Source organism: Sphingopyxis sp. (assembly GCF_035944815.1).
Taxonomy (GTDB): domain Bacteria; phylum Pseudomonadota; class Alphaproteobacteria; order Sphingomonadales; family Sphingomonadaceae; genus Sphingopyxis.
In genome coordinates, this window is sequence record NZ_DASZAU010000009.1 from 29,529 (window position 1) to 50,390 (window position 20,862).

The 20,862-nt window shown below is 62.4% G+C and carries 17 protein-coding genes; 12 read left to right on the forward strand and 5 right to left on the reverse strand.

Annotated features, from left to right (window positions below; genetic code table 11):
- Positions 1-52 precede the first annotated feature (52 nt).
- The 3 genes from VGU00_RS11015 to VGU00_RS11025 are packed head-to-tail and all read left to right on the forward strand — an operon-like array spanning position 53 to position 3,506.
- A complete protein-coding gene (locus VGU00_RS11015) occupies positions 53-835 on the forward strand; it encodes an SDR family oxidoreductase (protein ID WP_327468418.1) in 783 nt (260 codons plus the stop codon).
- A gap of 2 nt (positions 836-837) precedes the next feature.
- Positions 838-2,577 carry an acyl-CoA dehydrogenase gene (locus VGU00_RS11020; protein WP_327468420.1) on the forward strand — a complete coding sequence of 580 codons (1,740 nt, stop codon included), beginning with the start codon at positions 838-840 and terminating at the stop codon, positions 2,575-2,577.
- Positions 2,578-2,606: 29 nt separating this feature from the next.
- Positions 2,607-3,506, forward strand: a complete 900-nt coding sequence (locus VGU00_RS11025; RefSeq protein ID WP_327468422.1) for an SDR family NAD(P)-dependent oxidoreductase — start codon at positions 2,607-2,609, stop codon at positions 3,504-3,506.
- Between the two features lie 131 nt (positions 3,507-3,637).
- Here the strand turns inward: VGU00_RS11025 and VGU00_RS11030 are convergent, their stop codons facing one another.
- The 3 genes from VGU00_RS11030 to ribB all read right to left on the reverse strand — a co-directional run bounded on the left by VGU00_RS11030 (position 3,638) and on the right by ribB (position 6,482).
- Positions 3,638-4,135, reverse strand: coding sequence for a flavin reductase family protein (locus tag VGU00_RS11030; RefSeq protein WP_327468424.1), 498 nt, complete (start codon positions 4,133-4,135; stop codon positions 3,638-3,640).
- A gap of 69 nt (positions 4,136-4,204) precedes the next feature.
- Positions 4,205-5,284 (reverse strand): phosphotransferase, encoded by a 1,080-nt coding sequence (locus VGU00_RS11035; protein ID WP_327468426.1) that lies wholly within the window; start codon positions 5,282-5,284, stop codon positions 4,205-4,207.
- Positions 5,285-5,330: 46 nt separating this feature from the next.
- Positions 5,331-6,482, reverse strand: a complete 1,152-nt coding sequence (ribB, locus tag VGU00_RS11040; RefSeq protein ID WP_327468427.1) for a 3,4-dihydroxy-2-butanone-4-phosphate synthase — start codon at positions 6,480-6,482, stop codon at positions 5,331-5,333.
- Positions 6,483-6,740: 258 nt separating this feature from the next.
- Here ribB and VGU00_RS11045 point away from each other — a divergent pair, with 258 nt between their 5' ends.
- The 7 genes from VGU00_RS11045 (at position 6,741) to VGU00_RS11075 (ending at position 17,338) form a co-directional block, all read left to right on the forward strand.
- Complete coding sequence (locus VGU00_RS11045; protein ID WP_327468429.1) at positions 6,741-8,804, forward strand: PQQ-binding-like beta-propeller repeat protein; 2,064 nt, start codon at positions 6,741-6,743, stop codon at positions 8,802-8,804.
- Between the two features lie 49 nt (positions 8,805-8,853).
- Positions 8,854-10,923 carry a PQQ-binding-like beta-propeller repeat protein gene (locus VGU00_RS11050; RefSeq protein ID WP_327468430.1) on the forward strand — a complete coding sequence of 690 codons (2,070 nt, stop codon included), beginning with the start codon at positions 8,854-8,856 and terminating at the stop codon, positions 10,921-10,923.
- A 349-nt stretch (positions 10,924-11,272) separates the two neighbouring features.
- Positions 11,273-12,445, forward strand: a complete 1,173-nt coding sequence (locus VGU00_RS11055; protein ID WP_327468432.1) for an aromatic ring-hydroxylating dioxygenase subunit alpha — start codon at positions 11,273-11,275, stop codon at positions 12,443-12,445.
- Positions 12,446-12,459: 14 nt separating this feature from the next.
- On the forward strand, positions 12,460-13,365 hold the full coding sequence (locus VGU00_RS11060) for an alpha/beta hydrolase (RefSeq protein WP_327468434.1): 906 nt from the start codon (positions 12,460-12,462) through the stop codon (positions 13,363-13,365).
- A 58-nt stretch (positions 13,366-13,423) separates the two neighbouring features.
- Entirely contained in the window at positions 13,424-14,527 is a 1,104-nt protein-coding gene (locus tag VGU00_RS11065; RefSeq protein WP_327468436.1) for an LLM class flavin-dependent oxidoreductase, read from the forward strand.
- Positions 14,524-15,957, forward strand: coding sequence for an amidase (locus tag VGU00_RS11070; protein WP_327468438.1), 1,434 nt, complete (start codon positions 14,524-14,526; stop codon positions 15,955-15,957). The genes VGU00_RS11065 and VGU00_RS11070 overlap by 4 nt, the downstream gene beginning before the upstream one ends.
- 31 nt (positions 15,958-15,988) lie before the next feature.
- Positions 15,989-17,338: an aspartate aminotransferase family protein gene (locus VGU00_RS11075; protein ID WP_327468440.1), complete on the forward strand. Its 1,350-nt coding sequence runs from the start codon at positions 15,989-15,991 to the stop codon at positions 17,336-17,338.
- Positions 17,339-17,419: 81 nt separating this feature from the next.
- On the opposite strand, the gene VGU00_RS11080 is transcribed toward VGU00_RS11075, so the two are convergent.
- Both VGU00_RS11080 and VGU00_RS11085 read right to left on the reverse strand, forming a co-directional pair.
- Complete coding sequence (locus VGU00_RS11080) at positions 17,420-18,112, reverse strand: TetR/AcrR family transcriptional regulator (RefSeq protein ID WP_327468442.1); 693 nt, start codon at positions 18,110-18,112, stop codon at positions 17,420-17,422.
- The gene (locus tag VGU00_RS11085) at positions 18,109-18,324 is read right to left on the reverse strand and encodes a hypothetical protein (RefSeq protein ID WP_327468444.1); all 216 of its coding nucleotides are present in this window, start codon (positions 18,322-18,324) and stop codon (positions 18,109-18,111) included. Before VGU00_RS11085 ends, VGU00_RS11080 begins: the two co-directional genes overlap by 4 nt.
- 296 nt (positions 18,325-18,620) lie before the next feature.
- On the opposite strand from VGU00_RS11085, the gene VGU00_RS11090 reads away from it, so the two are divergent.
- Together VGU00_RS11090 and VGU00_RS11095 are read left to right on the forward strand one after the other, a co-directional pair.
- Positions 18,621-19,595 (forward strand): phytanoyl-CoA dioxygenase family protein, encoded by a 975-nt coding sequence (locus VGU00_RS11090; protein ID WP_327468446.1) that lies wholly within the window; start codon positions 18,621-18,623, stop codon positions 19,593-19,595.
- 385 nt (positions 19,596-19,980) lie between these two features.
- A complete protein-coding gene (locus tag VGU00_RS11095; RefSeq protein ID WP_327468448.1) occupies positions 19,981-20,844 on the forward strand; it encodes an NAD(P)H-binding protein in 864 nt (287 codons plus the stop codon).
- Positions 20,845-20,862: the final 18 nt, after the last annotated feature.

Here is a 20,862-nt window from a genome sequence, read left to right on the forward strand (position 1 = left end):
TCGGGAATGCGCCGCATTTGCCGGCCGCAGCCTTCATTGGAGCTCAATCAGCATGACGGTCCTTGCAAATCTCTTCGACCTTTCAGGGCGTGTCGCCGTGGTTACCGGAGGGTCGCGCGGCCTCGGGTTTCAGGTGGCGCAGGCGCTCGGCGAATATGGTGCAACGCTTGCGCTCGTTGCACGCAAGGAAGCAGAACTCGATGCCGCTGTCGCCGAGCTGGCCTCGCGCGGTATATCGGCTCACGGATTCCCGGCAGACCTCGGCGATCGTCAAGGGGGCGCAGCGCTTGTCGATGCGGTCATCGAGCGCTTTGGTCGCATCGACATATTGATCAATAATGCAGGGGCGACATGGGGAGCCCCCGCAGAAAATTATCCGCCCGAAGCGTGGGACAAGATTTTCAATCTCAACGTCACCGGCCTGTTCGCTTTAACGAGCGAAGTGGCGCGGCGCAGCTTCCTCCCCGCGGGCAAGGGCGTGGTCGTCAATATCGCATCGATCGCCGGCCTCCGCGGACATCTTCCCGATCGGATCGGTACGATTGCCTATAATGCTTCGAAGGGGGCCGTCGTCAACATGACGCGCGCGCTCGCCGCCGAGTGGGGGCCGCGCAACATTCGCGTCAATGCGCTCGCGCCGGGCTTCTTTCCCTCGAAAATGACCTCCGCGACGGTCGAGCAACATAGCGATGCGATGATCCGCGGGACGCCGCTGGGGAAGCTTGGCGGGCCGACCGACCTTATGGGGCCGGCATTGCTTCTTGCATCGGATGCCGGCGCTCATATCACGGGCCAGATCCTCGCCGTCGATGGCGGAACGACTGTGGTGGCGTGAACATGACGTCGTCGCTCATCGCCCGGCTGGATCTCGATTTCCTTCTCCACGAGTGGCTGGGTGCCGGGTCGCTCGCCGATCGGGAAACTGTCGACGCGATCCTCGACCTCTCGGAGAAGCTCGCGGCAGAGCAATTTCTTCCGCATTACAAGCAGAATGACATTGAGGAGCCCTGGCTGGACTCGCACGGCGTCCATATCTGCCCCGCGATTGCCCCTGCGCTTGCGAGCTATGCCGAGCTCGGGCTTTTTTCGGCGGGCTTTCAGGAAGAAAAGGGGGGGCTTGGGCTTCCCTATCTGGTTTGCGCCGCATCTTTTTCGCTTTTTGCCGCAGCCAATATCGCGACTGCCGCCTACCCGATGCTGACAGTTGCCAACGCCCGGCTTATCGCAACCTTTGGCAGCGAAGCGCAATTCGAGACGTTCGGGCGCCCGCAAGTCGAGGGGCGCTGGTTCGGAACGATGTGCCTGTCCGAACCGCAGGCCGGATCGAGCCTCGCCGACGTGCGGACGCGCGCGGTCGCCGATGGCGCGGACGCATGGGGCAGCCGGTACCGCCTGACCGGTAACAAGATGTGGATTTCGGGCGGCGATCAGGATGCCAGCGAGAACATCGTCCATCTCGTGCTTGCCAAGATTCCGGGGGCGGACGGCAGCCTTCCCGAAGGAACAGCCGGAATCTCGCTCTTCATTGTCCCCAAGATACTTCCGGGGAATGAACGGAACGATGTGACCGTCGCGGGGCTCAATCACAAGATGGGGTATCGGGGGACGGCAAACTGTCTCCTGAACTTTGGAGAGACAGACGGCGCGGTCGGCTGGATTATCGGCGAGCCGGGCCGCGGCCTCCAGCAGATGTTCCTCATGATGAACGAAGCGCGCATCAGTGTCGGTATCGGCGCCGCCGCCCTTGGCTATCGCGGCTACCGGCTGTCGGCTACTTACGCCCGCGAGAGGTTGCAAGGGCGACTGCCAGCTGTTCGCAGCGGATCACCGGTTCCGATCATCGAGCATGCCGACGTCAGGCATATGCTCCTGCAGCAGAAGGCCTATGCCGAGGGCGCGCTCGCGCTTTGTCTTTATTGCGCCCGCCTCGTCGACCGCGCCGAGGAAGATGACGAAAGCGCCTTGCTGCTCGGACTCCTGACGCCGGTCGCCAAGACATGGCCGTCCGAATATGGCCTTGCGGCAAACGATATCGCGATCCAGATCCATGGCGGCTACGGCTATACCCGCGATTTCGATGTCGAGCAGCTCTGGCGCGATAATCGGCTGAACCCGATCCATGAGGGCACGACCGGAATCCAGGGCATGGATCTTCTGGGGCGAAAGCTTCTCGGCGATGGCCGGGCGCGTCCGATCCTCTCGCGCCTGATCGGGGAAACCGTGGCTGCGGCTCGGGAGACAAGCCGGTTTGCTTCCTATGCTGAAGCGCTGGCGCGCGCCTGGGACGATGTCGGCGTGGCGATCGGGCGCCTTGACGGCGCCGATGCGCCGCTCGCCAATGCGACGGCGTTCCTTCGGGCGTTCGGCCATGTCGTTGTGGCGTGGCTCTGGCTCGACCAGGCGGTCGCAGCGGCGCGGGCGGCTGCAGCCGGTGCGATCGATGCGGATCTGGCCGAGGGGAAGATCCGCGCTTGCCGTTATTTCTTCGAATGCGAACTACCGCATGCGCACCCGCTGCTGGCGCTCGTCGCGTCGCGAAGCGATGTCGCGTCCGGCGCGCCCGCCCATATTTTCTGAACCTGGAATATTCGCGAAGGGAAAAGCCGATGAAACTCGATCTTAGCGGCCATGTCGCAATCGTGACGGGCGCCGGCGCCGGCCTTGGACGTGCCCATGCGCTGGCTCTTGCAGCCCAGGGCGCTTCGGTGCTCGTCAACGACCTCCATATGGAAGCGGCCGCCGAAGTTCGTGATGCCATTATCGAGGGGGGCGGGCAGGCGCTTGCCGTGGCGGCCAATGTTGCGGACTTCGACGAGGTCGAGGCGATGGTCGCGGCCGCTGTCGATAAATGGGGCAAGGTCGACATTCTCGTGAATAATGCGGGAATCTTGCGCGACCGCACCTTCGCCAAGATGGACCTCGCCGATTTCCGGCTCGTGCTCGACGTCCATCTCATGGGTTCGGTAAACTGCACCAAGGCGGTCTGGGACGGCATGCGCGACCGCGGCTATGGGCGGATACTTTTCACGACCTCCTCATCGGGTCTCTACGGAAACTTCGGTCAGTCCAACTATGGAGCCGCGAAGATGGCTCTCGTCGGCCTCATGCAGACGCTCGCTCTCGAGGGCGAACGCTACAACATCCACGTAAACTGTCTTGCGCCGAGCGCCGCAACCGCCATGACAAACGGTCTCTATTCGGCCGAGGCGCTTGAGGAACTCGGTCCCGAACTCGTCAGTCCTGCGGTCGTTGCGCTCTCCGCACCCTCGGCCCCGACGCGTATGGTTCTATTGGCAGGCGCCGGCTGTTTCGAGCAGGCGCATGTGACCATGACGCGGGGCGTGCATTTCGCGGGCGGCCCTGCCGACCCGGTGCTGCTGGCTTCTGCCTTGCGGTCGATCGGCGATCGGGACGGGGAAATGGTCCCGGCCAACGGCGGCCACCAATATCAATATGAGATCGAGCGCGCACTGCCGGCGCAACCGGCGCGCGTTGCGGCGGGCTGATCGCAATATCGCTGAGGAGCGGGGGCGAGGGTCTCGCTCTCGCTCTGCGGTGATCGCTCGTTTCCTTGCGGTTATGGCGAAGTGATTTCTGGCAGTCGGCGGACGTTTCCGCCAGCGGGCCGTGCCCTGACCTAAAGGGCGCCGAGAGGCTCGCATCGGGCGAAGCCGCCGTCCATCCAGGCGAGCGGCGCGATGTCGGCATGATTGGCGATCGCCGCGGCCTCGCCGATGAAAAGCGTGTGCGTCCCGATGTCGACTCGGCTGATCGTCCGGCAGACGATGCTCGCGAGCGCATCTGCCAGAACCGGAACGCCCGTTTCGGTATAGCGCCAGTCGCCTTCTGCGAAGCGAGCCGCGCCCTTGAGCTTGCCGCTGAACGCCGCAACCAGTTCGGCGTGACGGTGCGACAGGAGATTGACGCAGAATTCGTCGCTAGCGGAAAGGATCGCATGGATACTTGCCGAGCGATTGACAGCGACGAGCAGCGCGGGCGGCTCGGCGCAGACGGAGACCACCGCCGTGGCTGCCATCCCCGTCCTGCTGTCGCCCGATCCCGCCGTTACCAGCGTGACCGTCGATGCAAGGCGGCGCATCGCCTGTCTGAATTCGTCCGATAGCGGTGACGGCATCGATTTTCTCCTGATGCACCGCATGAAGCGGTGACGTTTTTCTGCGGCGGCGCGGGCGAGCCCTCGGGATCAGCCGCTGCTCGCAGCCCCTTTAAGTCGCGATACCTGTTCCCAGGCGAGCGCGGCGAAATGCGTAAATGCTTCGGCGCGTGCCTTTGCCTCCCTGTTGCTCGCGGTGCCCCGGATCACCCGACCGCGGATGCCGTGGAGGATCGCGGCAAAGCGGAAGAAGTTGAACACCATCGCATAGGAATATTCGGAAAGGTTGCTCCGCCCGGTGCGCCGGCAATAGGCCTCGACATAGGCCTCTTCGGACGGGATGCCGAGCGCGGCGATATCGGTTCCCGCGAGGCCCGGCACGATGAGCGGGGGCATCCGGTACATCATCGCATGATAGGCGAAATCGGCGACCGGATGGCCGAGGGTCGAGAGCTCCCAGTCGAGTACGGCGACAATGCGCGGCTCGGTGGGATGGAAGATCATATTGTCGATCCGGAAATCGCCATGCACGAGCGACGTCTCGTCGGAAGCAGGCAGATTGGCCTGGAGCCAGTCGATCAGCCGATCCATGTTCGCGTCGCGCCCCGCTGCGGCATCGCTGAAGTACTGGCTGGACCAGATATGGATCTGCCGAGCGAAATAACCGCCCTCGCGGCCATAGCCGGAAAGCCCGATCGCGTTTTGATCGAGGCCGTGCAGCTTCGCCATCGCGGCGTTCATCGCATCGAAATAGGCTGCCCGATCTTCCGCGACGCCGGGCAGGGTGGCATCCCAGAAGATACGCCCCTCAACCATCTCCATGATGTAGAACCAGCTCCCGATGATCGCGTCGTCGGTGCAGAGGCCGAAAATATGGGGAACCGGAAAGCCGCTGCTTGCCACGCTGGTTATGACGCGCGCTTCGCGGTCGATCGCATGGGCCCCCTTGAGGAGCGGGCCGGGGGGCTTGCGGCGCATCACATAGTCGCGGCCGGGCGTGCTGATGCGGAAGGTCGGGTTCGACTGACCGCCCTTGAACTGTTCGATCCGCAGCGGACCCTCATAGCCCTCGACATGCTCGGCCATCCAGCGCTGCAGCGCAGCCTCATCGAAACGGTGCTGCTCGCGAACGGCCATGGTGCCGGTCTGCGCGTCGATATCGAAGCTCATCGGTGTCCGTTCCATCGGGCCCGCGATCCGCTCTTCACGTCCTGCTTCAGCCGACGAGAGCGAGGCCCATTTCCATGCCGTGCTGACCGTAAAGCGGGCGCTGCTCGACGATATTGAGCCCAAACCCCTTGAGGGCGCTCGGTGCAACGCGCGAGTTGGTGAGCAACACCATGTCATGGACCCCGAGGTCGGCGAGGATTTGCGCGCCGATGCCATAGTCGCGCAGCTCGCCCTGATCTTCGGCAGCACTGAGTGAGCGCTCGCCGATAAGATCCGAGATATTCGCCTCGCGCCGAAGAAGGACGATGACCCCCGACTCATTATCTGCGATCGCGCGCATCGCATTTTCCAGCAATCCCGATCGCTCGCCGGGCACAGCGAGTCCGTCCGCAAACACGTCTGTGACGTGCATTCGCACCAGCGCAGGTTTGTCCGGATCCGGGCTGCCTTTTACCAGCGCTATCATTTCGCCCGGACTGTGCGAACAGCTGTAGCTGATCGCATTCCATTCACCGCCCCATGCGCTCGTGAAGCGCGCCTCTTCGCGGCGTTCGACGAGATGGTCGTTCCGGCGGCGATAGGCGATGATGTCGCGGATCGTGCCGATCCTGAGATCATGCTCGACGGCAAATTCATACAGGTCGTCGAGCGGCGCTACATTGCCGTCGGCGCTCATGATACCGCAAATGACACCAGAGGCGTTGAGGCCCGCGAGGCGCGCCACGTCGACCGCTGCTTCGGCGTGGCCGGCACGCACCAGGACACCGCCATCGGATGCCGTCACGGGGAAGACATGCCCGGGCGTGACGATATCGGCGCGCCCTTTCGACGCGTCGATCGCGGTCGTGATCGTGCGGGCGCGGTCCGCGGCGGAAATTCCGGTCGAGACGCCTTCGCGCGCTTCGATCGACACGGTGAAGGCCCGCCCGCGCTCCCGGCCATTCGAAACGCGCATGTCGTCGAGGCCAAGCTCCCGGACGCGCTCGCTGGTCATCGCGAGGCAGATGAGGCCGCGGCCGTATCTGGCCATGAAGTTGATCTTGTCGGGCGTCGCCATCTGCGCCGGCACCACCAGTTCGCCCTGGTTCGAACGACCGTCGCCATCGATGAGAATGAACATTCGTCCATTACGCGCTTCGGCGATGATCTGTTCGGCCGTGGACAGCCGGGCGTCACGAATCTCGGGTTGGCGAGCCATATCGATGTCCTTCCTGGCCGGGGTCATAAACCATCGAAAGGGGTTGCGCCATAAAAAATATTAGACAGACGATAAAAAATGTTGAACCCCTGGGGTGCCGGCCCTATGACGGCGGGGTGGAAGGTGCCTTCGAGCGCCGCGCAGGTGGATGAACCGGCCAGGTGGTCGGCGCGTCGCGGTCTTGCAGAAGATGGCCACGCAACCGCGGGAAGCCGGTTGGTTCGAAACGTGGGGGAGGCGGCCAGGATGGGATGGACTATGCCATATTGGAAGGAATCGCTGCTGATCCTGTCGCTGGCCTTCGGCGTCAGCTCATGCGGGCCCGAAAATCCGCGCAACAGCGATTGGGCCGAAATCGGCAACGGACCCGATATCCAGCATCATTCCGCTATCACCGAAATCAACCGCGAGAACATCGAAGATCTCGGCCTCGCATGGTCGACCGAGATGCCGACTAATCATGGCCTGGTCGGCAATCCCCTCATCAAGAACGGTGTGGTATTCCAGAGCGGGGCAGGGGGCAGGATTTTCGCCAACGACCTTGCAGACGGCAAGCTGCTTTGGGAATTCACCGCGGATTATCCAGAAAAATCTGCCGATGACGCCTTGGTGTCCTTCATCGCCCGTCAGGCCAACCGCGGCCTCGCGTTGTACGGGGACATGGCGATCGTCGCGACCGGCGATTGCCGGTTGGTGGCGGTGGACCAGAAGACCGGCAAGAAGCGCTGGGAAGCCGAGAGCTGCGATCCCGCACAGCAATTCGGGATTACGGCGGCGCCGCGCGTCGGGGGCGGCATGGTGTTTACCGGCAATGCCTGCTTCGATTCCGGGCAGTCGCGCGGCTATGTCGACGCATTCGATGCCGAGACCGGGAAGCATCGCTGGCGTTTCTATACAGTCCCGGGGGATCCGGCGACCGAGAAGGATCCCTTCTATCGCGATCTCGCGAAGAGCTGGGGCACAGGCTGGCACGAAAGGACCCGCGGCTGCGGCAGCGTCTGGGATGCCATGGTCTATGATGAAAAGCTTCAGCAGCTGATCATCGGCGTCGGCGCGCCATCGCCCGCGAGCCCCGCCGACCGTGCGCCCGATGCCGGCGACGAGCTGTTTACCGGCTCGGTTGTCGCGCTCGATGCCAGGACGGGAAAATATAAATGGCATCACAAGCAGGTGCCGCATGACGGTTGGAACTTCGAACCCTCCGTCGGGCTGATGATGGCCGACCTGCCGATCGGCGGCGAGGTCCGGCGCACGGTCGTGTCGGTGCCCAAGCAGGGCTTCGCCTATGTCTATGACGCGGCAACCGGCAAGTTCCTGGCCGGAACCAAATATGCGCAGATGAACTGGGCGAGCGGACTCGACGGGAGCGGCCGTCCGCTCATGCTCCCCGAAGCCCGCTATTGGGATCGGCCGGGTCAGGATACGGCCATATTGCCCGGTCCCTCGGGCTCGCACGGCTGGGAAGCGCTCGCGTTCGATCCGAAGACAAATATCGTCTACGTCCCCGCGATGGTGCTGCCGGCGGTCGTCAAGACCGAGGCCGGCGCCCTGGTCGGCGGCATCTCGATCGACTGGGACGCCGGACTGCGGCCGGGCGCGCCCGTAAAGCCGAGCGGCGAAGTCGTCGCGATCGATCTTGCCAATAGCAAGGTGAAGTGGCGGACGACGACGTCGAGCCTGCCGATGAATGGCGGGCTGCTCCACACTGCGGGCGGTCTCGTCTTCCAGGGTCTGGCAGACGGCCGGCTCGTCGCGTTCGACGAGACTACGGGCAAGATCGTATGGAGCCGGCAGACCGGTGGTGCGATCCGTGGCGCGCCGTCGACGGTCATGCTGAATGGTGTCCAATATATCGTCATTGCGACCGGAAACGGTGCCGCGGCGATAACCGCCTCGCTCAATTACAGCTCCACGCCCGAGAGCCGGACGCCACCCCGTCTTCTGGCATTCCGGATCGGCGGCAAATCTCCCTATCCGGCTCTCGCTCGCCCGCTACCTATTTCACGGCCGCCGGCTCCGCGGCAGGATGTGGTGCTTGCCGCGAGGGGCGCGGGGCTGTTCGAAGATTATGGCTGCGACGTCTGCCACGGAACGCGTGGCGGAGCTTCGGTCGAAGGCAATATCCCCAACCTCAATCGCATGCCGCCTGCCGATCTCGCGATCTTCAAGCAGGTCGTTCAGGGCGGCGCGCTCCGCACGCAAGGCATGCCGCAATTCTCCTATGTGACCGATGCCGATGCAGAGGCGCTCTTCGCCTATATTCTCAACAAGGCCTGGGATGCGCACGACCGGCAGAAGGCTCCATCGGACAATCGGAACTAGCAAGTGGAAAGTCGGGTGCGGCTGCCCCGATGTTGGAGAGGACAGGCATATGAAACTCGCGACAAAGAAGGGGCTTCTGGGCAGTTTGCTGGCGCTGGCCGCGAGCTCCTGTTCGCCGGGCAATCCGGCCAACAGCGATTGGGCGGAAATCGGAAACGGCCCGAACATTCAGCATCACTCGGACATCACTGCGATCAACCGTGACAATGTCGATGATCTCGACCTTGCCTGGTCCGCCGAGATGCCGACCGAATATGGCATGGTCGGAAACCCGCTCATCAAGAACGGTGTCGTGTTTCAGAGCGCTCCCGGCGGCCGGATCTTCGCCAATTCCCTGAAGGACGGCAAGCAGCTGTGGGAGTTCACCGCAAGCTATCCCGAAAAGTCCGCTGACGAGCAGTCGCTGACCGCCTTCACTTCACGTCAGGCCAATCGGGGTCTCGCCCTTTATGGTGACATGGCGATCGTTGCGACCGGCGATTGCCGGCTGGTTGCGGTTGACCAGAAGAGCGGAAAGCAGCGGTGGGAAGCCCAGAGCTGCGACCCGAACGAGCAATATGGGATCACGGCAGCGCCGCGTGTCGGCGGTGGCATGGTGTTCACTGGGAACAATTGCGCGGACTCGGGCCTGACGCGCGGCTTCGTGGACGCATTCGATGCCGAGACCGGCAAGCACAAGTGGCGTTTCTATACGGTACCCGGCGATCCCGCGACCGAGAAGGATCCCTTCTACCAGAAGATCGCGAAAACCTGGGGGACCGGCTGGTATGCCAAGAGCCGGGGCTGCGCCAGTGCCTGGGATGCGATGGTCTATGACGAAAAGCTCGACCAACTCGTATTCGGCACCGGCTCGCCGTCGCCGGGAAACCCGCAGGATCGTGCGGCGGACGCCGGCGACGAGCTCTTCACCAATTCTGTCGTCGCGGTCGATGCCAAGACAGGCAAATATAAGTGGCACCACAAACAGCTGCCGCATGAAGCATGGAATTATGAAGCTGCCGTGGGTCTGATGATCGCCGACATCCCGGTGAACGGAAAGGTCACGCGCACCGTCGTCTCGGTGCCCAAGCAGGGCTTTACCTATGTTTATGATGCAGCCACCGGTAAATATCTGAGCGGCGTCAAATATACGGAGATGACATGGGCGAGCGGTCTCGACGCCGAGGGCCGGCCCATTTACCTGCCGGACGCCCGCTATTGGGACCGGCCCGGGCAGGATACAAATGTTCTGCCGAGCCCGGTCGGCGCGCATAGCTGGGAAGCGCTGGCGTTCAACCCGAAGTCGAGCACGGTCTTCGTTCCCGCCACCGTGATGCCGTCGGTCCTGAAGACCGATCCCGCAGCGTTCATCGGCGGTACGTTGATGGAATTCGGCGATCATCCGGGTTCGCCGGTCAAGACGCATGCCGAGGTGGTCGCCATCGATCTTGCGAGCGGCAAGGTGAAATGGCGCACGACGACGACGAAGAAGCCGATGAACGGCGGTTTGCTGCACACGGCCGGCGGACTGGTCTTCCAGGGCCTCGCGGACGGCCGCCTCGTCGCTCTCGACGAGGATACGGGCAAAATCGTGTGGAGTCGGCAGACGGGGGGCTCGATCCGCGGTGCGCCGTCGACTGTCACTCTGAATGGCGTGCAATATATCGTCGTCGCGACCGGAAACGGCTCATCCTCCTTCGCGACCCGGGAAACCCGGGAGCATAGCTCGAGCGCGGAGACCCGTACGCCGTCGCGTCTCCTCGCCTTCAAGATCGGCGGAGAGGCGCCATATCCTTCGCTTGCCAAGGCCGAGCCCGTGCCGATGCCGTCCGTGCCGAGACAGGATGAGCGGCTTGCGGCGACAGGCAAGGCGCTCTTCGAGGGCAATGCCTGCATCGTCTGTCACGGTCGCCATGGCGGCGCGTCTGCGGGAGGCACCGTGCCAGACCTGAACCGGATGCCGCCTCCCAGTCTGGAGATCTTCAAGCAGGTCGTCCAGGGCGGCGCGCTACGTACTCGCGGGATGCCGCAGTATAAGGACATGTCGGATTCCGACGCCCAAGCCATCTTCGCGCATATCATCAACGAGGCCTGGCTCGCCCATGATCGCACGCAGCCCGGAGCGAAGCCGGCGCCGTAACGAGTGAATCCGGATGGTCAGCAGGGGGGCGGGGCCGGCGTTCCGGTTATCCGGACGTGGCCTCGCCCCCGGTTGATTCCGTACCCCGGCGGGCGGCCTGAAGACCCCTGCGCCGGCGAGGGCGCTCGGCAAGAAATTCAGCATTTCTAACGCGCAACGAGCGCAATCCCCCGCCGTTTCGACCGCAGCCGCCTCCTGCCCAACTCGATTTGTCGCAGCGGCGGGGCGCGGCAAGTTCGATACAATAAAAAATATTAGACAGACGATAAAAATAGGGTACAGATATAACGTCATTCGATGCGGGATGCGCGTCGAGTCCCATGACCACGATAAGAAGGATGCAGGGACGATGTCGGGATTGCTGAGCGCGGAAGAGATTGAAGGCGTCCTCAAACCGCTTGAGGAAGCATGGTGGCTTCCTGGCCGGATCTATAAGGATCCGGAAGTTTGGGAAGAAGAGAAGCGCCAGATTTTCCGGCCGGGCTGGATGGCTATCGGGACGGCGGCACAGATCCCCGATCCCGGCGACTATTTTGCGGTGCGCGTTCTCGACGAGCCCTTGATGGTCGTTCGTGACGAGGGTGGCGATGTCCGCTGCTATTACAATGTCTGCATGCACCGGGCCATGTGTCTCGTGCAGGGGACCGGTCATGCGAAGACGTTCGAATGCCCCTATCACGCATGGACCTACGACACCGACGGCAAGCTGATCGGCGCGCCCGAGATGCAGAAGACCGCCGGCTTCGACAGGAAGAATATCCGGCTGACCGAGATCAGGGTCGAGCTCTGGCAGGGGTTCGTCTTCATCAATTTCGACGGCACGGCCGCTCCCTTGGCGCCCGACCTCGCGGGACTTGCGGAGGAGGTGAAGCCCTGGACGATCGCTGATCTCGAAGTCGTCTACGAGCATCGCTACCAGGGCGACTGGAACTGGAAGACGATGTGGGAGAACGGGATCGAGAATTACCACACGCTCGCCATTCACCGCGATTCCGCTCATCCCGTCATTCCGTCGCACACGACGACGAGCACAGACTATGAAACCGGTGCGGTGACGGACCTGATCATCCCCTTCAACACCGAAGTTTCATTCTATGGCGATGCCGATCCGCCGCCGGCGATGCCTGACCTTCCCGGCTGGACCGACAAGGAGATGCGGTTCTGGATGATCACGCCGACGCTCGGCTTATCGGCGGCGCCGGAGGGTATAACTTCCTATAATCTTATTCCCAACAAGCATGATCAGCTCGATTTCGTCTGGCGGTTGCACGTTCCCAAATCGCTGAAGGACTGGGACGGGTTCGAGGAATATTTGCGCGGGCAGGAAGAGTTCGCAGACCTCATCCAGAGCGAGGATGAGCAGGCGTGCATGCACGCCGGGCGCGGCATGCTCAGCCAGGGCTGGAAGCCCTGCCGCTACTCGCATCTCGAAAAGCCCGTGTGGCAATTCCACCAATGGTATGTGCGCCGCATGTCGGAAAATTCCGGGCGGCGGGGCAAACTGAAGGCCGTCGGCCTCTGACAGGGAGAATGGGGATGCCGAGCGCCGCCCACCAAGACTATGTAGCGCAAGCCAAGGCCGCGCAGGAATCCGCGAAGGATGCGCCTCCTCCGACGATCGAAGAGCGCCGCGCCGGATTTGAAGCTTTCATGGCGAGCATTCCGGCGGTCGCCGGCATCGACGTCGCCCCAACCGAACTTGGCGGTGTGCCCGTCGAGCGCGTTCGAGCGGCGGGCGGCGAAAGCGCCTTCACGCTCCTCCTCGTTCATGGCGGCGGCTTCGTCCTCGGTTCGGCGGCCACGCACCGTAACCTTGCCTCGCGTCTCGCCAGTGTCGCGAATTGCGAGGTGGTGTCGGTGAACTATCGGCTTGCACCCGAAGCGAGTTTCCCGGCGCCGATCGACGATGTCATTGCCGTCTACAAGGCGCTGCTCGCCGAGGGGCGTTTGCCCGGGACGATCTCGATGATCGGCGATTCATGCGGCGGCGGCATCGTACTGAGCGTACTCGGCCAGCTTCGGGCGCTCGGCATTGCTATGCCCGCGTCGGGCGTGGCCCTCTGTCCCTGGATCGACCTTGAGGTTGTCGGTGCGTCCTCGACCCCGGGACGCGTCGACGATCCGCATATGTCGCGCGAGATGCTGCAGGGCATTGCGGGCCTGTATCTCGGCGAAGCGAGCGCGGTCGATCCGCGAGCCAATGCCCTGTTCGCCGATCTCGACGGCTTCCCGCCGCTGCTCATTCAGGCCGGAACGCGGGACATCCTTTATTCGGATGCGGTCCGCTTCGCTCGCAAGGCGCTCGATGCCGACGTCCGGCTCAGTTTCAGCACCTACGACGATCTCGTTCATGTCTGGCATCTGGTCGGGGACGCTCTTCCCGAAGCCAAGGAGGCTGTCGACGAGGTCGCCCTCTATCTGAAGCGGATCCATCGCGTCTGAACCTCAGGAATATTGCAGCCGCGGCTGACGGCGGCGGGGATGTAAAAGGAGAAAATCAATGAAGATCGGGATGCAGCTGCTGTTCGCCGGCCATGACGGGATGAACGATCGCGACCTGTACAAGAATGAACTCGCGCTGGCGCTCGAGGCGGAGCCGATGGGCTTCGACCGGCTGCTGCCGGTCGAGCATCATTTCACCGACTATGCCCTCTGCCCCGACAACATCGCGGTGCTCAGCCATATTGCTGCGAAGACGAGCCGCATCGAGCTGTTCCCGGCCGCGATCATCCTTCCGTGGAACGACCCGCTCCGGGTGGTCGAAAAAGTCATTCTCCTCGACCATCTGTCCGAAGGCCGCGTCATCCTCGGCATGGGCCGCGGCCTCGCCCGGTGCGAATTCGACGCCTTCCGCATCAACATGTCGGAATCGCGCGACCGCTTCGACCAGGCTGCCGAGTTCATCGTCGGATCGCTCGAAACCGGCTTTGCCGAGAGCGATTCCCAATATTATCCGCAACCGCGCGTCGAAATCCGGCCTCGGCCCCTCAAGAGCTTCAAGGGCCGGCGCTATATGGTCGGTATGTCGCCGGACTCGGTGAAGACCGCGGCCCGCCTCGGGCTCGGATGCATGAAATTCTCGAACGCACCGTGGGAAAGCGCGGCGGCGGAGATCGACCAGTATCGCGTCGCCTATCGCGAGGCCCATGGGGAGAAGGCCCCGCCGCTCGTCTCGGCCGACTTCGTGATCGTCCACAAGGACCTCAAGACCGCCGAGGACATGGCCCGCAAATATATGGGTGCATACTGGCGGTCGGTGATGACCCACTATGAGCTGCTGGGCTCGCATTTCGAAAAGACGGGCAAGTCCTACGAATCCTATGCCGCCGCCAAGAAGCTGATCGCGGAATCGGATGAAGAGGCCCTGATCGAAAGCTATATGGCGAACAATCTGTGGGGTACGCCGGACCGCATCGTCGAATGCCTCCAGCAGCGCCGCGAATATATCGGCGGGTTCGATATCAGCGTGGCGTTCAACTATTCGAACATGCCCTTCGATCTCGTCAAGGACAGCGTGAAGCTCTTCTGCGATGAGGTCATGCCCAAGATCAAGGACTGGGACAGCGAGACGCCGGATCGCGAGGCCACGGAGGCCGTGCGATGAGTGCTTTCGCCGAATATGCGAGCTACGACGGCGTCGGGCTCGCAGAGCTGGTGCAGAAGAAAGAAGTGCAGCCGATTGAGTTGGTCGAAGCCGCGATCGCCCGGACGACCAGCGAAAATGCAAAGCTCAACTTCCTCGCGAACCCGATGTTCGAGCAGGCACGCAAAAGCGCCGCCAAAGCGGATATCGACGGGGGTTTCGCCGGCGTCCCGTTCGCGCTCAAGGACCTGTCGCTTCATTGCAAGGGCGGGCGGCTCACCAACGGGTCTCGCCTCTATCGCGGCTATGTGTCCGATCATGATAGCGAGCTGGCATCGCGGTATCGCCAGGCGGGCCTCATCTTCGTCGCTCGGACGACCAGCCCCGAATTCGGGCTGACAACCACGACGGAATCGCAGCTTTTCGGACCAACGCTCAATCCCTGGGATAGCAGCCTCACGCCCGGCGGCTCCTCGGGCGGCAGCGCCGCCGCTGTTGCGGCGGGCGCCGTGCCGCTGGCGAGCGCCGGCGATGGCGGGGGATCGATCCGTATTCCCGCATCCTGCTGCGGCTTGTTCGGCCTGAAGACGACGCGCGGGCGTGTGCCGGCGGGTCCGGCCCATGGCGAGATCGCCAACGGCCTCGGCTCGCACCATGTCGTCTCGCGGTCGGTCCGGGACAGCGCGCGCGCGCTCGACTTGACCTGTGCTCCGGAAACGGGGGCACCCTACACCGCGCCGCGGTCGGGGGGCAGCTATGAGGAGGCAGCGTCGAAGGATCCGCGCCGGCTCAGGATCGGTGTGCAGCGCGTGGCCTTCAATGGAGCGAATGTGCATGTCGATTGCCTGAGCGCGACGGAAGATGCCGCAGCGCTTTGCGCATCGCTCGGTCACGATGTCGAATATGTCGATGTCAGCGTTGACCACCAGAAGCTTCAGCGGGTGATCGCTACGCTGTTCGGCACGCTGGTCATTGCCAATGTGCGTGGTCGGGAGGCCGAGCTCGGCAGGGAGGCGAGGGACGACGAAATCGAACGGGCTACGCGCGAATATTTCGACATGGCCAGTTCCTTCTCGGCGCTCGACTATCTTCTCGCGCTCGAAGACATGCATCTGCTTGGCCGACGGTTCGCAACCTCCTTTGAGGATTTCGACATATTGCTGTCGCCGACAATGCCGCAGCCGCCCAAGAAGATAGGCGATCTGAGCCTCAGCCATCCCGAGATGAGCGAGCATTTTGCTCATCTCGCCGAAACGGTCGGCTTCACGCAGATCTACAACGCCGCCGGCAGTCCGGCGATGTCCGTTCCGCTCTACTGGAACGATGCCGGTATTCCGATCGGGGTGCAGTTCGGCGCCCGCTTCGGCGACGAGGCAGCACTTTTCGGGCTGGCTGGCCAGCTCGAACGCGCGCGGCCCTGGCTTGGCCGCGTGCCACCCGGCGCGTCCTGAACGCAACCTCATATCATTCTGGAGGACTCGAATGGCGTTTCCTGAATCTTCGGTTCAATCGGAAAAGCTCTGGCGCCGTGCGGCCAGGGTCATGCCGGCAGGGCTGACTCGATCGACGCTCGCCCGCAAACCCTTCACGATATACGCGCAGTCCGGGCAGGGTGCCTATATCACCGACGTCGACGGAGTGACGCGGATCGATATGACCAACAATTACTGGTCCCTGATCCATGGCCATGCGCATCCGAAAATCGGCGAGGCGGTGATCGATCAGGTCGCGCGCGGGACGGCCTTCGCAATGCCCACCGAAGCCGACGTTATGTTCGCTGAATATCTGGTGGACCGGATTCCCTCGGTCGAGAAGATCCGGTTCGGAAATTCGGGATCGGAAGCGGTCATGACCGCGATCAAGGTGGCGCGGGCGCTGACCGGTCGGTCGCGTATCGCAAAGATCGAGGGCTTTTATCACGGGTCATATGATTATGCCGAAGTAAGCCTCAGCGCCGGACCCGGTAACTGGGGGCGGGGCGACCATCCGACTTCGAGCCTCTATGCGCCCGGCGCCCCTCAGTCGATGGCCGAGGATGTCGTCGTCTTGCCGTTCAACGATGTCGAAGCATCACGGGCCATATTGGAAGCCGAGACACAGAAGGGCGGTCTCGCAGGGATATTGGTGGATCCTGTTTCCCATTCGTCGGGTCTGGTCCCCTGCAGCGACGAATTCCTCAAGATGTTGCGCGACTATTGCGATCGCACCGGCAGCGTGTTGATCTTCGACGAAGTCTTCAGCTTTCGCTGCAGTTATCGCGGTGCACAGGAATTGACGGCGGTGAAACCCGATCTCACGGCATTGGGCAAGGTCATCGGCGGGGGCCTTCCCGTTGGAGCAGTCGGCGGTACCGCCGCAGCAATGGCTGTCCTTGAGGAAGAGGGCAACGCCCCCCGACTGTCGCATGGCGGAACCTTCAGCGCCAACCCGGTGACCATGGCCGCGGGCCTGACCGCCATGACGCTCTTTACTGCCGAAGAGGTGGAGCGTTTGAACATGCTCTGCCAGACGGTATGCGATCAGCTCCGCGCCGGTCTCGCTACGCTCGGAAATCTTGGCGTTCGCGCCTCCGTCCGACAGTCGGCATCATTCTTTGCGGTGTATCTGACCGAAGAAGCGCCCGATACCTACAGGGCACTCGCCGAGCACAAAGCGAAAGTGCCCGGTCTTTACGACAGGCTCGAGCATGAACTGGTCAATCACGGCATTCTCGGAAACGGTCGCTCCATTTTCTCGCTGTCGACCCCGATGACCGATGACGATGTTCCAACGATCGTGAACGGCATTTGTGCGAGCGTAGAGGCGGTCGCAAGGCAGGGTGGCTTCGCGTAGCGCAGTTGATGGCGCGCCACGTTCGGGGGTCTGAAGTGGCTTCCGTTCGCTTAAATGCTACCGAAGCATGCGGTCTCCTACTTATCCGAGGATTTTGATCTTGGCGGGAGAGAGGTTGAAGCGCGATGCTTCGCGCTGAATCTCCGGCAAACGCGCCGGATCGTCGAGAAGGCCGCGGAGGAAAACGGTGGCGATATCGGTCGCCTGGATTTCAGTGGGCGCCTGTGCTTCAGGCGAATGAACCACCATAGAGGCACAGGTCGAATAAATGGCGTCGGCAACCGTGCGGCTATGGACGCTGATAAATTCACCTGACTCCATGCCGGCGGCGATCAGCGACGAATAATGATCCAATATCATCTCTTCCAAATTCCGCTCGGTCTTGATCGCCCCGCTTCGCAGTTCGGGGATATAGAACACGCATGCCAGTTCCTGTGCATTGGTGCGGGTCAGGTAGGAATCGAGCCATATGGTTTCATAAAGTGCGGCTGAGGGACTAAGTCCGATAGACAGGATCTCGCGATACACGTCGAACGTCCCGGTGATCACGGTTTCGATAAGGTCTTGGACGATCATTTCCTTTGCCGGGAAATGATGAAAAATGGATGCGGGGTGTATCTTGAGATCGTCGGCGATCATTCGGACCGATGTCCCTGCATAGCCATGCTGCGCAAAAAGCAGGCTTGCCGTTCTCAGAATATCTTCCTTGCTGACCGGATTGCGGCCATCGGCGCGCGGTCGTCCTACTGGTCGTTTGGCTGCTTCCGCACTCATATCTTCATGACTTTCCTGGCCGGGACTTGCCCGCTTGTGGGAGTGGGCGCGAGGCCGCCGGTGCCGGTGCATGGCGTCGTCTTTTCGCCAACTTCTTCGGGAAACTCGATCATCTCCGATTCCATGGGGCGAAAATATCTCCAAGGCGGCGTGTTGCCGCATAGCCTGTTGCATTGTTGCGGATCGATGCTGGACCACAGCTTGGCACGCATGCCAACTCAATTTTATCGACCGAACAAAATTTTGCACTAGAATAACAGGTTGCAAAGCATCGAGCACAGGCACGACAATACGCCACCCCGTGAACCGCATTATCCGGCCCCTGCGCGTGATTGTGCCGTGTTCCGGACGGGGGGCGATTTTGCCTGAAAATTATTTCTAGTCAATCAATAATATAATGGCCATGATCGAAGCCGGTCTCCCTTCGGCAGCACGCGTGTTTAACCTAGCTGCTGCCGGCGATCCGTCATATATTTATCGACCGACTAAAAATATAAGTTGACAGCCGTTGTTGTTCCGCTTTAGCTTCCAACTGTCGGTATCCCACTCTTCGCCTCTCCGGATCGGATCCGGTGTGCCGGAGCAACCATGGCAGACCGATTGCGACGAAAGATCTGATATGACCTTCATATTCTCGAACCCTCCTGACGAGACCGGTGTCGATGATATCGCGGCGGCGCTGCGCACGTACGGGCTTGTGATCGTGAACGACGTGCTCGACAGCGATACGGTTGCGAAGCTCATGGGTGCGATCGAGCCCGAGTTCGGTTCCGAAATGTCGGGTACGAGGGACGCCGTGCCCGAGACGAGGCCGACCGTGCAGGCCGTGCCCGGGTTGCTTGGCATCGATCCCGTCTATGCCGACACGCTGCTTCTCAATCCGATGTTCCTCGCGGTCGCCGACCGCATCCTTGGTCCGCATTGTCATAACTATCGGGTTCAGGTCAGCACCGGCATGCGGATCGTGCCCGGCGGCGACAACCAGTTCCTGCACAGGGAAATGGATATCTACAGGCCGTTCCTGCCTTACGATACCAGCCAGGCGGAACTGATCCTGTTCGCGATGTGGGCGGGCACCGATTTCACTCCCGAAAATGGCGCGACGATGATGGTTCCCGGCAGCCACCTGTGGGAGGAGGGCCGCAAGGCCGAAGATGGCGAAGTCGTACGTGCCGTAATGCCCAAGGGTTCGGTGGCGATGTGGCTCGGCACCACCCTTCACGCCGGCGCCAGCAACCGGACCGAGCAACCAAGGACGGGGTTCATCTGTGCCCTCGGTGTCGACTGGCTTACACCGGAAGAAAACCAGCTCCTCACCATCCCGCCGGAAGCGGCGCGAAACCTTCCCGAAAAAGCCCAGCGCCTGATCGGGTACCAGGCCGCGCCGATGTACGGTTGGGTTCGCGGCATGAAGTCCGACAATCTGCTCGAGATCGACCGGTCGGTTACCGGCTACATAAATGCCGGGTTGAATGAGGCGTGAGGCCGGCGGGTCTTCGGTAAACCTCGGGCCGGGGGTGTTCGAGCGGTTGCCAAGCCGGCGGTGCAGCACCCTGAACGGCGCGCAACGGATGCGACGGTTTTCAGCAATTCTTTTGGGCGATCGATAGGGGCTTATCGATTGTCAGGCGGGCGGCCCACTCTCCCGGCTATCCCGCTGGCCGAAGCGCAAGCTCGGTCTGACTAGCGGCATCCTCGTTCCGACCTTCCCAGGGGAGGCGAGGGTGCCGCAATTTTTGCCTTCGCTGTCGGCCCTGCCCTGGCCCTCCCGGCGACTGCCGGGGCTCATGCGAAGGAACAGGCCGCCTTGCCGGCGGAGCGTCTGATGGCGATGCCCATCAGCGAAGCACGACGATGGGAGGAAGGCGATGTACGTAATATTCGGAGCGAGCGGCAGGGTCGGCGGCGAGGTCGCGCGTGTGCTCCTCGAGCGCGGCGAGCCGGTTCGCGTCGTCCTGCGCCGTGCAGATCAAGGCGATCGCTGGCTTGAAGCCGGCGCGCAGGTCGCCATCGCGAACCTCGAGGATGTCGGCGGCGTAGCAGCCGCGCTCCAGGGCGCTTCGGCGACATTTCTGTTCGACCCGCTCCCCGCGACAGACGACCTGTTTTCGAAAGCGGACAGAAGCGGGGCAACACTCGCCGAGGCCCTGTATTGGGCGGAGGTGCCGAAAGCCGTCATATTGACATCGATGGGCGCGCAGCATGCATCCGGAACGGGAGCCATCTCGACCATGTATCGCTTCGAAACCCGGTTGAGGGATGCGGCGCCGGCCACCGCATTTGTGCGAGCGGGCTATTTCTTCGAGGATATAGAGGAAACCGCGCGTGCCGCGATCGCGGACGGCAGCTTTCCGACCTTTTTCGAGCCCGCGCTGCAAGTGGCGATGATAAGCGCCATCGACATCGGGCGGGCGTGCGCCGACTTGTTGCTCGAGGATTGGGCGGGCCAGCGGATCGTCGAGCTCGAAGGTCCGGAGGATGTGAGCGCGGACGATATCGCCGCGGCGCTGACCTTGTCCGCCGCGCGTTCGGTCACTCCGACAATGATCTCGGCGGAGGAGCATGCGGCGATGTTGGAAGCCGACGAAACCCCGCCTGAATTGGCGAAGGCGATGCTGGAAATGTACGCATGGGTCAATGCCGGGATGCTGTCGCATGAGCCCGGCACGGAGCGGCGGCGCGGCTCCATATCGCTCGCCGACTTCATCGAGCGGATAACGTCCCTGCCTTGAACCATTTCAACCTATTGC